General features: G+C 56.2%; 13 protein-coding genes. 10 read left to right on the plus strand and 3 right to left on the minus strand.

Annotated features, from left to right (window positions below; genetic code table 11):
- From AC1UKS_RS08205 to AC1UKS_RS08235, 7 genes are all read left to right on the plus strand, one after another.
- A complete protein-coding gene (locus AC1UKS_RS08205; RefSeq protein ID WP_482436378.1) occupies window positions 1–2,316 on the plus strand; it encodes a molybdopterin-dependent oxidoreductase in 2,316 nt (771 codons plus the stop codon).
- A 135-nt stretch (window positions 2,317–2,451) separates the two neighbouring features.
- Window positions 2,452–3,474 carry an isopenicillin N synthase family dioxygenase gene (locus tag AC1UKS_RS08210; protein ID WP_482436379.1) on the plus strand — a complete coding sequence of 341 codons (1,023 nt, stop codon included), beginning with the start codon at window positions 2,452–2,454 and terminating at the stop codon, window positions 3,472–3,474.
- Window positions 3,475–3,490: 16 nt separating this feature from the next.
- Window positions 3,491–4,294: a MetQ/NlpA family ABC transporter substrate-binding protein gene (locus AC1UKS_RS08215; protein ID WP_482436902.1), complete on the plus strand. Its 804-nt coding sequence runs from the start codon at window positions 3,491–3,493 to the stop codon at window positions 4,292–4,294.
- Window positions 4,287–5,075: a methionine ABC transporter ATP-binding protein gene (locus AC1UKS_RS08220; protein WP_482436380.1), complete on the plus strand. Its 789-nt coding sequence runs from the start codon at window positions 4,287–4,289 to the stop codon at window positions 5,073–5,075. Before AC1UKS_RS08215 ends, AC1UKS_RS08220 begins: the two co-directional genes overlap by 8 nt.
- Window positions 5,063–5,731: a methionine ABC transporter permease gene (locus tag AC1UKS_RS08225; protein WP_482436381.1), complete on the plus strand. Its 669-nt coding sequence runs from the start codon at window positions 5,063–5,065 to the stop codon at window positions 5,729–5,731. The genes AC1UKS_RS08220 and AC1UKS_RS08225 overlap by 13 nt, the downstream gene beginning before the upstream one ends.
- Before the next feature lie 18 nt (window positions 5,732–5,749).
- On the plus strand, window positions 5,750–6,820 hold the full coding sequence (locus tag AC1UKS_RS08230; RefSeq protein WP_482436383.1) for an iron-containing alcohol dehydrogenase family protein: 1,071 nt from the start codon (window positions 5,750–5,752) through the stop codon (window positions 6,818–6,820).
- 116 nt (window positions 6,821–6,936) lie between these two features.
- A complete protein-coding gene (locus AC1UKS_RS08235) occupies window positions 6,937–7,575 on the plus strand; it encodes an NAD(P)H-dependent oxidoreductase (RefSeq protein ID WP_482436384.1) in 639 nt (212 codons plus the stop codon).
- Window positions 7,576–7,708: 133 nt separating this feature from the next.
- Here AC1UKS_RS08235 and AC1UKS_RS08240 read toward each other — a convergent pair whose 3' ends face one another.
- Window positions 7,709–8,200, minus strand: a complete 492-nt coding sequence (locus AC1UKS_RS08240) for a DMT family transporter (RefSeq protein WP_482436386.1) — start codon at window positions 8,198–8,200, stop codon at window positions 7,709–7,711.
- A 9-nt stretch (window positions 8,201–8,209) separates the two neighbouring features.
- Window positions 8,210–8,644 carry a DMT family transporter gene (locus tag AC1UKS_RS08245; RefSeq protein WP_482436388.1) on the minus strand — a complete coding sequence of 145 codons (435 nt, stop codon included), beginning with the start codon at window positions 8,642–8,644 and terminating at the stop codon, window positions 8,210–8,212.
- 97 nt (window positions 8,645–8,741) lie between these two features.
- Here AC1UKS_RS08245 and AC1UKS_RS08250 point away from each other — a divergent pair, with 97 nt between their 5' ends.
- The 3 genes from AC1UKS_RS08250 (at window position 8,742) to AC1UKS_RS08260 (ending at window position 11,828) form a co-directional block, all read left to right on the plus strand.
- Window positions 8,742–9,677 carry a LysR family transcriptional regulator gene (locus AC1UKS_RS08250; protein WP_482436390.1) on the plus strand — a complete coding sequence of 312 codons (936 nt, stop codon included), beginning with the start codon at window positions 8,742–8,744 and terminating at the stop codon, window positions 9,675–9,677.
- A 77-nt stretch (window positions 9,678–9,754) separates the two neighbouring features.
- Entirely contained in the window at window positions 9,755–10,255 is a 501-nt protein-coding gene (locus AC1UKS_RS08255) for a GNAT family N-acetyltransferase (protein WP_482436391.1), read from the plus strand.
- Between the two features lie 481 nt (window positions 10,256–10,736).
- Window positions 10,737–11,828 carry a mechanosensitive ion channel family protein gene (locus tag AC1UKS_RS08260; protein ID WP_482436392.1) on the plus strand — a complete coding sequence of 364 codons (1,092 nt, stop codon included), beginning with the start codon at window positions 10,737–10,739 and terminating at the stop codon, window positions 11,826–11,828.
- A gap of 77 nt (window positions 11,829–11,905) precedes the next feature.
- Here the strand turns inward: AC1UKS_RS08260 and AC1UKS_RS08265 are convergent, their stop codons facing one another.
- Window positions 11,906–12,916: an AI-2E family transporter gene (locus AC1UKS_RS08265; RefSeq protein WP_482436394.1), complete on the minus strand. Its 1,011-nt coding sequence runs from the start codon at window positions 12,914–12,916 to the stop codon at window positions 11,906–11,908.
- Between the last annotated feature and the right edge of the window lie 31 nt (window positions 12,917–12,947).

Raw genomic sequence — 12,947 nt, forward strand, 5'->3', positions numbered from 1 at the left:
ATGAACAATAAAGATTTGGCCGTGATGCACTGGGGCACCTATCGGGTGACCACGCAGCGGGGCGTGCTTACAAAGGTTGAGCCGGTGGCCTGGGATCGTCAGCCGTCAAAGATAGGCGAATCGCTGCCCGGCGCGGTGCAGGGAAATACCCGCGTTCAGCGTCCGGCGGTGCGGCTGGGCTATCTTCAGGGCAAGGCGGCATCACGTAGCGCGCGCGGCAAGGAGCCGTTTGTCGAAGTCAGCTGGGACGTGGCGTTAACGCTGGTGGCGGATGAACTGGCGCGGGTGAAGCAGCAGCACGGCAATCAGGCAATTTACGGCGGCTCCTACGGCTGGTCCAGCGCCGGGCGCTTTCACCATGCGCAAAGCCAGCTGCACCGTTTTCTGAACCAGTTTGGCGGCTATACCGCCAGCACCAACACCTACAGCATCGCCGCCGGTGAGCGCACGCTGCCGCATATTCTCGGCGATCTGGATGAGCTGCAACGCCGCCACACCCACTGGCCGGTACTGACGGAACACTGCGAGCTGTTTGTGGCGATTGGCGGCCTGCCGCTGCGTAACGCTCAGGTGAACGGCGGCGGAGCCAACGACCATGCGCTGGCGTTCTGGCTGGATAAAATGCGCGACAACGGCACCGAATTTATCAACGTCAGCCCGGTAAAAAACGATCTCTCTGCGGTGCCTGATGCCCAGTGGCTGGCGATCCAGCCCGGCACGGATACCGCCTTGCTGCTGGCGGTGTGTCAGGTACTGATTGCTGAACAGTTGGTCGATCGCGCATTTGTGGCACGCTACACCACCGGCTATGCGCCGTATTCAGCCTATCTGCTGGGTGAAAGCGACGGCGTGGTGAAAAGCCCGGAATGGGCGGCTGAGATTACCGGGCTGGCGGCCGACGATATTCGTCAGCTGGCGCGCCGGATGGCCCGCCACAAAACGATGATCAATATTGCCTGGTCCGTGCAGCGCGCGCGGCAGGGCGAACAGGCGTTCTGGGCGGTGGTCGCCACCACCGCCTTGCTGGGGCAGATCGGCACCGCCGGCGGCGGACTGGGCTTTGGCTATGCCTCGACCAATCTGGCCGGGGCCGATCGGCGGATGTTCTCCGGGCCGCGCCTGCCGGTCGGGAAGAACCCGGTCAGCCGCCGCATCCCGGTGGCGCGCATTGCCGACATGCTGTTGCAGCCGGGTGAACCCTTCGAGTTTGACGGCCAGTCGCTGACCTATCCCGACATCCGGCTGATCTACTGGGCCGGTGGCAACACCTTTCACCATCATCAGGATCTCAACAAGCTGGTCAGCGCCTGGCAGCGCCCGGATACCATTATCGTGCATGAGCAGTTCTGGACCGCGCAGGCGAAATTTGCCGATATCGTGTTACCCGCCAGCACCTCGCTGGAGCGGGAAGATATCGGCAGCGCCAGCAATGACGGCTTTATGATCGCAATGCAGCAGCATATCGCGCCGTTTGCCGAAGCGAAGTCTGACTACGCGATTTTCGCCGCGCTTTCTGAACGGCTCGGTTTTGCCCCCGCGTTCACCGAAGGCCGGAACGAGAGGGAATGGCTGCAGGCGTTGTACGAGGGATCGCGGCCGCGTGCGCAAGAGCAGGGGATCACATTGCCGTCATTCAGCGCGTTCTGGGAAACCGGCAAGCTGGAATACGCCCGCCCGGCGGAACCGCAGATCATGTTGCAGGATTTTCGGGACGATCCCGACGCGGCACCGCTTTCCACGCCGTCGGGCAAGATTGAGCTGTTTTCCGCCACGGTGGCCAGCTTTGGTTATCAGGAAGCGCCGGGCCACGCTTACTGGCATCAGCCGGAGTACGAGGCTCAGCAGGCGGTAAAGCAGCACTGGCCGCTGCATCTGCTCTCCAGCCAGCCGCGCACGCGTCTGCACAGCCAGTACGATCACGGCAACGTCAGCCAGCAGACCAAAATCGCCGGGCGCGAACCGCTCTGGATGCACCCGGACGATGCGCAGCCGCGCGGCATCGGCGAAAACAGCATCGTCAAAGTGTTCAATTCACGCGGGGCCCTGCTGGCGGGCGTCCATCTGACGCGGGATATTCTGCCGGGCGTGGTGCAGATGTCGACGGGCGCCTGGTACGATCCGCTGAATACGCATCAGGCCGCGCCAATGGACAAGCACGGTAATCCTAACGTGCTGACCGAGGATCGCGGCAGTTCACGGCTGGGCCAGGGCTGCAGTGCGCAAACCTGCTTTGTCGATATTGAGCTATTTGACCAGCCGCTGCCGGAAATTACCGCCTATAACCCACCGCAATTTGTGCAATATCCCGGCGAGTAATGCGCTGTTATTTCTGCCGTTTCATTGTTTGTCATGAAATGCTGCCGATTGCATATTGATTGCAGGATTACTTCGTAGTTAAGCCCCGGCGGAAATGGCATTGTTGTTCTATGACATGCCAACGGGATAACACTGATGAGCCAGACAGAAACGCTCGCGCTGCCGGTAATTGATTTCGCCCAGTTAACCGGTGATGAGCAGCAAAGAAAACAGACCATTGAGAAACTCGGCCAGGCCGCGCGCGATGTCGGCTTCTTTTATCTGATTAATCACGGCGTTGAAAAAACCGTATTAGATAACGTGCAGAACGTGGCCCGTTCTTTTTTTTCGCTTTCACAAGAAGAAAAGCTGAAAGTTAAAATGGAGAACTCGCCGCATTTTCGCGGATATAACCTGGCCGGCGTGGAAATAACCCGCAGCCAGCCGGATTACCGCGAACAATTTGATATTGGTGCCGATCGTGACGCGGTAGTAAACACCCCTGACGTGCCAACCTGGCAGCGGATGCAGGGGCCGAATCAGTGGCCTGAGGCGTTGCCGGAATTAAAAACCGTGCTGACCGGCTGGCAGCAGGATATGACCCAGGTGGCGCTTGAGCTACTGCGCGGCTTTGCTGAAGCGCTGCAACTGCCGCGCAACGCCTTCGATAACCTGTATGGCAAGTACCCGAACGAACATATCAAGCTGATCCGCTATCCTGGCCGACATGAGTCCGAGTCTTCGCAGGGCGTCGGTGCGCATAAAGATTCCGGTTTCCTGACGCTGCTGTTGCAGGACGACCAGCCGGGTTTGCAGGTTGAGGTCACGCCCGATAACTGGATTGCCGCCTCGCCACTGCCGGGCTCGTTTGTGGTCAATATTGGTGAACTGCTGGAACTCGCCAGCAACGGCTACCTGCGCGCCACCATCCATCGCGTGGTGTCACCGAAGGCCGAAAAGGAACGTCTGTCGGTGGCGTTTTTCCTCGGTGCCCAGCTCGATGCGGTGGTGCCGGTCTATCAGCTGCCGGACTCGCTTGCCCGTCTGGCGCTGGGGCCGGCCAGCGATCCGCTCAATCCCTTATTACGCGAAGTGGGCTGGAATTACCTGAAAGGCCGCCTGCGCTCACATCCCGAAGTGGCCCGACGCTTCTATCCAGAACATACCAACAGTCAATAACAACAAGAGAATGATGATGATTAAAAAGACCGTATTTACCCTGGCAGGGCTGTCATTACTGGTTGCACAAAGCATATATGCGGCGCCGTTACGCGTGGCAGCGGATCCGGTGCCACATGCCGAGATCCTGGAGTATGTGACGAAAATCGATCCGAAGCTGGATCTGAATATTGTCGAACTGAACGGTGGGGTGAATGCGAACGAACTGCTGTCGGCAGGCGATGTGGATGCCAACTACTTCCAGCATCTGCCGTATCTGAAGGATCAGGAAAAAGCGCTGGGGAAAACCTTCAGCGTGGTCGCCAGCGTGCATATTGAGCCGCTGGGGATTTATTCCCGCAAGGTGAAAAGCCTGCAGGCGCTGCCGCAGGGCGCGACCATTGCAGTGCCGAATAACACCACCAATCTGAGTCGCGCGCTGTGGTTACTGCAGCAGAAAGGGGTGATCAAGCTGAATGCGCAGGGCGAGGCCGGATCAACGCTGGTGACGCCGAAAGACATCAGCGACAACCCGAAAAAAATCAAAATCATCGAAATTGAATCGCCACAGCTGCCGCGCTCGCTGGATGACGTCGATGCCGCGATTATCAACGGTAACTACGCGCTGGAAGCGGGCTTAACCCCGGCGAAGGATGCGTTGGGGCTGGAATCCGCCGAGCATAATCCGTATGCCAACCTGCTGGTGACCACGCCTGAACTGGCGAAAGATCCGCGCGTTTTACAACTGGCAAAAGACCTGACTTCACCGCAGGTTGCCGAATTTATCCGCAAGAACTACAACGGTTCGGTGATCCCGGTTGCGGACGAGAAGCATGATTAAACTCAGCCAAATCACTAAACATTATGCCGGCACGGAGGTGCCGGCGTTAGATCAGGTCTCGCTGACCATCGAGGACGGCTCAATCTTCGGCATTCTCGGGCGCAGCGGCGCGGGAAAAAGCACGCTGTTACGCTGCCTGAACCTGCTTGAACAGCCCAGCGCCGGACAGATTGAGATTGATGGCGAAGACATTGGCAAGCTCAGCCTGCCGCAGCTGCGCCGTCAGCGGCAGCAGATGGGCATGATATTCCAGCACTTTAATCTGCTGCATTCCCGCACCGTTCACGACAATATCGATTTGCCGCTGGAAATTGCCGGTATTCCCGCGAAACAGCGGCGCGAGCGCGTCAACGCCTTGCTACAGCTGGTCGGTCTGGAAAACTTTGCCAGTGCCTGGCCATCACAACTTTCCGGTGGGCAAAAACAGCGGGTCGGCATCGCCCGGGCGCTGGCCGCCAAACCGCGTTACCTGCTGTGCGATGAAGCCACCAGCGCGCTGGATCCGGAAACCACCGCCTCGATCCTCGATCTGCTGGCCGATATTCAGCAGCAGCTCAACATTACCATCGTGCTAATCACCCATGAAATGGGCGTGGTGAAACGCATCTGTGACGGCGCGGCGCTGCTGGAAAATGGCCGACTAATGGAGAGCGGTAGTGTGACGGAAATTATGGCACGCGCCGACGGACGCCTGCGCCAGATGCTGCTGAAAGATGGCGAAGCCGATCGGGCCTTTATTGCCCGCTATCAGCGTGAGGAGCAGGCCAGATGCGTAGCGTAAACTGGGACCGCTTTCAGGATCTGCTGCTGAATGCCACCTGGGAAACGGCCTATATGGTGCTGCTGGCGGCGGTGTTTACCGTGGCGCTCGGCCTGCCGGTGGGCGTGTTGTTGTTTCTGACCCGCAAGAACGGGATTTTGCCCAACCGCACAATTGCTACCGTGCTGAATACCGTCGTTAACGTCGGCCGCGCTTTACCCTTTGTGGTGTTGCTGATTGCGCTGATCCCGTTCACCCGCTTGCTGGTCGGCACCACGCTGGGCAGCACGGCGGCCATTGTGCCGATCACGCTGGGCGCCTTTCCGTTTTTTGCCCGCATCGTCGAGAACGCGCTGGATGAAGTCGATCGCGGCCGCATTGAAGCGGTGGTGTCGATGGGCGGCAATCTGTGGCACATCGTCAGCCGGGTATTACTGCCCGAAGCGCTGCCCGCGCTGATCGCCGGCATTACCCTGACCATCGTGATGCTGATTGGCTTTTCCGCCATGGCCGGTGTGGTCGGCGGCGGCGGGTTAGGGGATCTGGCGATCCGCTACGGCTATCAACGGTTTGATAATCAGATTATGGCGGCAACGATTGTGGTGCTGCTGGTGATGGTGCAGCTCATTCAAAAAATCGGCGACCGCATCGTCCGATCGCTGGCCTACCGTCGCTAACCGAAAAGAGGACTTCCGATGTTTGCCATTAAATCGCCGAAAGCCTACCTGCAAAAGGCGGGCCTGCGGGCCGAAGTGGGCGAGATCGTTGCGCCGTTTGGCCTGCGTATTCATATCCTCACCTCGCCGCAGGCCTGGGAAGCGGTTAACCCGCAGCTGAGTGAAAGCCTGGAACGCGCGGGTATCCGCTGGCAGCTCAACTTTCTGCACGGCGAGTGTACCGATGCGGCGATAGAAAAGCTGCAAACCAGCGTGCAGGCGCAGGACGTCAAGGTGGTGCTGGCGATTGGCGGCGGAAGGGTGCTGGACACCGCCAAGGCGGTCAACGACGCGCTGCCGGATCGGGTGCTGATCACGTTCTCCACGCTGGCCGCCACCTGTGCCGCCTGGTCGCCGCTGGCGATTGTTTATAATCAGCAGGGCGGGCATCTGCGCAGCGATCCGCTCAATAAACTGCCTGCCCTGGTGCTGGTGGACAGCGAGGTTATTGCCCGCAGCGACGTGCGTTATCTGAAGTCAGGCATCGTTGATGCACTGGCAAAATGGTACGAGTTTGAGCCTTATCAGCGGCACAATCCCGACCGCCTGGCGCTGGATCTGAAAGTCTCTTCGGCCTGGCAGGCGGTGGCAGCATTTGAGAAGTGGGGCGAGCAGGCCGTTGCCGACAATGCGCAAAAGCGTGTGACGCCCGCGCTGGAAAAGGTGATTGAGGCCAATATCGTGCTGGCCGGGCTGGCGAACAGCATTCAGGATCGGCTGGCCACGCCGGGCTTTGCCCATGTCATCCACGACCGCCTGACCCATCAGCCCGAGGTACATCACTGGCTGCACGGCGAAAAGGTCGGCTTCAGCCTGCGGGTGCAATCGATTATCGAGCAGAACAGCGATCGGGCGGACGGCAGGTTGATGGGGCTGTTACAGCGCTTTAATACGCCGCTAACCCTGCCGTTTGTCGGTGATGACCGCAACGCGCGGGTCAGAGCGCTGGCTGAATCCATCCGCTTCCCGGCGGACAGCCTGCAGCATCTGCCGTTTACGATTACCGCCGATAAGCTGGAGCAGGCGTTGTTGAGTACGTTAGCTGACTGAGGAAATATGCCTCGATTTGCTCTACGCCTTCCGCCTGCAATGTCGGTAGACTGTGCATGAAACAAAGGCTTGTAAGCCGCACACCACACTCAACATTATCGCGATGGATAAGATTAATGACCAAGATCACCGAGCTGCTTAACTGGCGTTATGCCACTAAAAAATACGATCCGGCGAAGAAAATCCCGGCCGACACGCTGGAACATATCCTTGAAGCCGTGCGCTTAACCGCGACCTCCAGCGGCCTGCAACCTTTTGAATTACTGGTGGTGACCAACGCGGAAATTCGCGAAAAAATCAAAGCGGTCAGCTGGAATCAGGCGCAGGTCACCGACTGCTCTCATCTGCTGGTCTTCGCTGCCTGGGACGACATCACCGCCGATCGCGTCAATATGATGTTCGATCTGACCAATGACGTGCGCAACTCGACCAACGAAGGCTGGGAAAACTATCGTCAGATGCTGCTTGGCATCGTGGCGGAACGCGGTCAGGAAGCCAACTATCAGGCCGCGGCCCGCCAGGCCTACATTGGTCTGGGTTCCGCGCTGATTGCCGCCGCTGAACAGCAGGTTGATGCCACCCCGATGGAAGGATTTGATCCGGCGGCAGTGGATGAGATTCTGGGCCTGAGCGCCAAAAATCTGCGCAGCGTGATCATTTTACCGCTGGGCTACCGTTCCGACGAAGGCGACTGGCTGGTTAACCTGAAGAAAGTCCGCCGTGCTCGCGAGAACTTTATTACCGAGATTAAGTAGGTTTAACAGCGATTGCGCTGGACTGACTAAGGCTCCGAAAGGAGCCTTTTTTGTTTGCGACCAATGTGCATTCAGCCGGTTTAACGTTGGTCAGCCAGCCAGCCAGCCAGCCAGCCAGCCAGCCAGCCCGAATTCAGCTGCGTGCCGAGGCCTGCTTAACGTTTTTTTCCGTCGGTGCGCTTTTGTTCTTACTGCTGGAGTAAATAAAGAACAGCGCGATCCCCAGGCAAACCACCGCGCCAAGACGCGTCACCGAGAAGTGAATCGCCTCATTGCCTAACCAGCCAAAGTTATCAATCAGCATGCTCATCGCCAGCTGACCAAAGATCACCGCCACCGTGGCAACCGCCGAACCAATTCGCTGCACCGCCAGCACCATAATCACGATGTACGGAACGCCACAGAGTGCGCCCAGCAGCTGCCATTTCGGCACGTCCATCAAGGTCAGGGCTTGTTTAGGTTCGAAGAAGAAAATCAGCAGGGCGGTGACCAGTGCGCCAATCGAGAAGGTCAGAAACGCGCTGCGAAATACGCCGACGTTGCTGCCCAGCTTGCCGCCAATCGCCGCCTGCATGCTCAGGACTGCGCCACCGACGACCGCCAGAATAATCATTAAAATATTCATAAAATCACCTTAGCCTTTTGCCACAAGAAACAATGCCGCAACAATAAAAATCAGCGCGATAATGCGCTTGCTGTCAATTTTACGGTGGGCGGTGCCAAACAGACCGTAATGGTCAATCACCAGGCTTTTGAACACCTGTCCGGCCAGAATGCCAATCATGGTCATCGCAATGCCGATAATGGGCACGGCAACCGTCAGAATGACCACATAGATTGGCCCGAGGATGCCCCCCACCAGCGTCCATGACGGCTGAGTAAAGAATGACGGGCTGTTGCGGGGACTAAAGAACAGCATCAACATGAAGGTCAGCGCCGCACCGACGCCAAAAATGCTGAAGGTGGCCCACAGGTCACCGACTTCGCTCCCCAATGGCCCTAATAAGCCGGCCTCAACGGATAATCCCATCCCGCCCGCGACGACGAGTAATATAAATAAAAGCGGCATTGAACAGTCTCCAGTGGTGTAGGGGGAGCATCCTATAGCAGCGCGGCATAATGAAAAACGGTATAATTCAGGAAACACCTTTGCAGGAATCAGGATAATGTACGATCCAGGGGCGATAAATTTCCGCACGCTGCTCTTTTTTATCGGCGTGTTCGATGAGCAAAGTTTTTCGGCTGTCGCCAGGCGGGAAGGGGTCTCTGCATCGATGATTTCACGGGTGATCCTGCAACTTGAGGACACGCTGGGGCAGCAGCTTTTTTATCGCAATACCCGCGCGGTGATCCCCACCGAAGCGGGAAGGCTGTTCATTGACTATGCCCGGGCGATGACCGAGCAGCTGAGCGAAGCCCGCACCGAGATGCTGGATCGTTCGCTGGAACCTTCCGGCCTGATCAGGATTAATGCGCCGGTCTTTTTCGGCCAGCGTCATATCGCGCCCTGGCTGACAGAACTGTCGAACCGCTATCCGCGCCTGCAGATTGAGCTGACCCAGACCGATGACTATATCGATCCGCACCGGGATGCGGCGGATGTGATTTTCAGGATTGGCACCCTGACCGATTCCTCTTTCCATGCGCGGGTGTTTGGCACCCAGCATTATCATCTGGTTGCCTCGCCGGAGTATGTAGAAAAGCACGGACAGCCGGTATCGCCTGCAGAACTGAGTGAGCATAAATGCCTGGTGTACCGCGGCTCCTCTGGCCCCAATCGCTGGTTATTCAGAAAACCCGGAAGCCGCTGGACGCATTTTCCCGTTAACGGCTTGCTGACGTCCAATAATGCCGAATCCTTACTGACCAGCGCGCTTGGCGGGATGGGCATGGTGCTGTTCCCCGACTGGCTGATCGGTGACAGCCTGAAAAAAGGGGCGCTGGTCCGGGTAATGGAAAAATATCAGGGCGCGATTAAAACCGAACCGCAGCATGTTGCCGCCATCTATCCAAACGTACGGCACCCGCCGTTAAATGTTCGGGCGGTGATTGATTACTACGTTGAGGTTTTCGGCACGCCGCTTTACTGGCAGTTTGAATGAGGCTCATTAGGCTGTTTTAAAGTAGCTCACCAGGGTTATCTTAATAACCGACCAATAATGCGTTCTTTTCCGGGTAAATGATGATGAAAAGTGGTGAATTTGATATCAGCGTGGCTACAAAAGATGACGTCGAAGGCGTGATGACCCTCCAGAATGCCAACCTTGCCAGCAACGGTGGTTCGCTTTCAGCGGCGTTATCCGAAGAAAAATTAGCGCTAATGATCGAGGAGATGCCGTTAATTATTGCCAAAAAGAAGGGTGAGATAGTTGGTTTTTTGCTGGCGGCGGACCTGAAAAGGAATGCGGATATTCCGGTAGTGAAATCGCTATTGAAAGCCTTTACCGGTGACAATGACGCCTATCTCTACGGCCCGGTTTGCGTCAGAATCGACCAAAGGGGAAAGGGACTGGCAGGTAGGATGTTTGCTGAATTGCGCCGTCAGCTTCCCAACCGTCAGGGTACCCTGTTTATTCGGGATGATAATGGCCCATCGATTGAAGCGCATAAAAAAATGGGCATGACCCCATCGGGGACTTTTTCTCATGATGGCGCGGACTTCACTGTGTTTACTTATTGAGAATTTTAATAAATCGCAGTAAAGCGAGAAGCTTTCCCGCTTAAATTCTAAAAATGCCCGCACTGCTGGATTAGCCGTACAAACCGAGCCACAGATATAAGCCGGTATGCCCGTAAATATGCCTGCGACAGGTCGGTAAAGGTGCCCGGAAGAAATGGCCAGCCCCATCAGGCGCAGCACGCCTGCGTCATGGCGAAACCTGCTTAAGCCACGACAGCACCCGCTCAACGCGTGTCAGACGATCGTTATCCGGTGCGGCATGGATATCTTTACCTGTGCTATCAGCATTTACACCTCACAAGAGCCGGGCGGAGTAAGCCCGCGTGTTCTCAGTATGGACACCCCGCTGGTGGACTAATCCGATTAAACGTCATCTTAAATTTCAGTGATTTGCATTTATGCTACCCTTAAATTATCGGTTACTTTTGGCTTTTTTTGAAAAGCCCGTTCACGACATTTTTTCACAGGGTAAGGGAACTGAATGCTAACGATTTTCGGTGAGTTATCTGGTGCGCCAGTTTGGGTGCCTGCGGTATTGCTCGTCATTCTTTCACTCGCGCTGGGATTTCTGGCCCGCTTTATCCTTCTCCGGTTCATCCGCTACTGGCAAAGCCGCGACCGGAAGCTGTTCAAATCACTGGAAAAGCATCTTCGTGGATCGATGTTTCTGTTTATTCCCCTGCTGATGATCAACGTCGGGGTGAATTACATAACCATCCAGCCGGAATCTCTGGGCTTTATCACCTCCACCCTTAACGTCTTTATTATCCTGTCTTTTTGCTCCATTTTGATTCGACTGACCAACGTGGCGCAGGACATGCTTTTTATCCGCTACGACATTAATCTTTCGAATAATCTTCGTGCCCGTAAAATTCGTACGCAGATTATGTATGTCAAAAAAGTCGCGATGGTCCTGCTGGTGTCATTCTGTCTGACCCTGATTTTGCTCAGTTTCCCTGCCGTGCGAAAATTCGGCACCACCATCCTGGCCGGTGCCGGGGTCGCGGGTATCATCATTGGTTTTGCTCTGCAAAAGTCGCTGATCAATCTGTTTGCCGGCATTCAGATCGCCTTCACCCAACCGATAAAAATTGATGATGCGGTGGTGGTTGAAAATGAATGGGGCTGGATTGAGGAGATAAACCTGACCTATGTGGTGGTGCGCATCTGGGATTTGCGCCGCCTGGTGCTGCCGATTACCTACTTTACCGAAAATCCCTTCCAGAACTGGACGCGTAATAACGCCCAGATATTAGGCTCGGTGTTTCTGTATCTCGACTATTCCATGCCCTTAGAGCCGCTGCGTCAGCATTTTGATAAAATCCTCGGCGAAACCAAACTCTGGGATCAGGAAACCAAGGTGCTGCAGGTGACCGATACCACCGACAAAACCATGACCATCAGAATGTTGATGACCGCACAGAATTCCCCCACGGCCTTCGATCTACGCTGCTACGTGCGGGAAAGAATGATTGAGTTTGTGCAGCAGAATTATCCGCAAAGCCTGCCGCAGGTGAGAGCAACGCTGACCGATTCGGGGATGGAGAAACCGAAGGATCGGCCGTCACTCTGAATAACTGTCGGGGCAGGGACTAGACCTGAACGCCGGGTCAGAAGCCGCCAGCCAAGGACGCCATTACGCTCCGGCAATCAGGCGCTGTCAGGCGATTGTCGCAACGCCAGCCAGACTCGGGTCAGCAAAAAGGTCAGGGGGATCGCCAGAATCGCGCCGGTGATCCCAAGCAACGACTGCCAGAATAAAAATGACAGCAGTTGAACGGTGAGTGACAAATTCAGCCGCCTGCCGAGCATCAGCGGCTCCAGGACGGAACTCAAAAACAGATTCAACACCACAAAGAATCCCACGGTAAGCAGGCTGGTTTGCGTATCGGACAGGATAAAGATCTGCACCACCGGCGGGATGGCGGCGAGAAACGAGCCGAGGACCGGCACGTAGTTGAAGATAAACATCAGCAGGCCCCACAGGAAGGCTAGCTTCAACCCCAGCAAATGGGCAGCTGCCCAGACAATCATTCCGCCGAGCAGGCCGGTCAGGGTTTTCACCTGCGCGTAAACAATCACGCTTTGAATGCTTTCTTCCAGCGCGGTAAACAGGCGCGAATGACGTTTTTTGGCGCGCAGGAAGGTTGTAAACATCGGCAGCTCATACAGCATAAACAGCAGCATCAGAAAGACCATCAGCCACCATGAAAGCATGCCGGGGATCAGCGAAAGCTGGGTAGCGATAAAACGCACAATGGCGCTGCCATCAATCAAATTCAGCATTTCTTCGTAGGTAAAGACAATGCCCATCTGGCCAGGCAAATGCGCCAGCGTTTGTAACCTTTCCGCCACCAGCGCAGGCATCTGGCGGCTGAGCTGCAGCAAATCTGGCGTGGCGGCACTCAGTGACATAATGATAATCACGATCAGCAACAACAGGATCATAATCACCAGCAGGGAGGAGATAATACGCGGTACGCGGCGCTTTTCGAGGCGGCTAATAAGCGGATCCAGCATGATTGCCAGAAACAGCGCCAGCAGCACCTGATTGATCAGCGGTGCGGCAAGATGCAAGCCAATTAATACCAGCGTCAGGCAAGCCAGCAGAAATAATCCCCGGGCAAAGGGCGTGAAAGAGCCTAACCAACCTGTGAACATCGCTACCCATTCTCCTCGACACAAATGGAAC

Source organism: Erwinia sp. AK-PDG3-5 (assembly GCF_056821705.1).

What these genes read in the sequence shown, in the direction of transcription:
- AC1UKS_RS08205 (WP_482436378.1), top strand. Translation starts at nt 1, where the DNA reads ATGAACAATAAAGATTTGGCCGTGATGCACTGGGGCACCTATCGGGTG.
- AC1UKS_RS08210 (WP_482436379.1), top strand. Translation starts at nt 2,452, where the DNA reads ATGAGCCAGACAGAAACGCTCGCGCTGCCGGTAATTGATTTCGCCCAG.
- AC1UKS_RS08215 (WP_482436902.1), top strand. Translation starts at nt 3,491, where the DNA reads ATGATTAAAAAGACCGTATTTACCCTGGCAGGGCTGTCATTACTGGTT.
- AC1UKS_RS08220 (WP_482436380.1), top strand. Translation starts at nt 4,287, where the DNA reads ATGATTAAACTCAGCCAAATCACTAAACATTATGCCGGCACGGAGGTG.
- AC1UKS_RS08225 (WP_482436381.1), top strand. Translation starts at nt 5,063, where the DNA reads ATGCGTAGCGTAAACTGGGACCGCTTTCAGGATCTGCTGCTGAATGCC.
- AC1UKS_RS08230 (WP_482436383.1), top strand. Translation starts at nt 5,750, where the DNA reads ATGTTTGCCATTAAATCGCCGAAAGCCTACCTGCAAAAGGCGGGCCTG.
- AC1UKS_RS08235 (WP_482436384.1), top strand. Translation starts at nt 6,937, where the DNA reads ATGACCAAGATCACCGAGCTGCTTAACTGGCGTTATGCCACTAAAAAA.
- AC1UKS_RS08240 (WP_482436386.1), bottom strand. Translation starts at nt 8,200, where the DNA reads ATGAATATTTTAATGATTATTCTGGCGGTCGTCGGTGGCGCAGTCCTG.
- AC1UKS_RS08245 (WP_482436388.1), bottom strand. Translation starts at nt 8,644, where the DNA reads ATGCCGCTTTTATTTATATTACTCGTCGTCGCGGGCGGGATGGGATTA.
- AC1UKS_RS08250 (WP_482436390.1), top strand. Translation starts at nt 8,742, where the DNA reads ATGTACGATCCAGGGGCGATAAATTTCCGCACGCTGCTCTTTTTTATC.
- AC1UKS_RS08255 (WP_482436391.1), top strand. Translation starts at nt 9,755, where the DNA reads ATGATGATGAAAAGTGGTGAATTTGATATCAGCGTGGCTACAAAAGAT.
- AC1UKS_RS08260 (WP_482436392.1), top strand. Translation starts at nt 10,737, where the DNA reads ATGCTAACGATTTTCGGTGAGTTATCTGGTGCGCCAGTTTGGGTGCCT.
- AC1UKS_RS08265 (WP_482436394.1), bottom strand. Translation starts at nt 12,916, where the DNA reads ATGTTCACAGGTTGGTTAGGCTCTTTCACGCCCTTTGCCCGGGGATTA.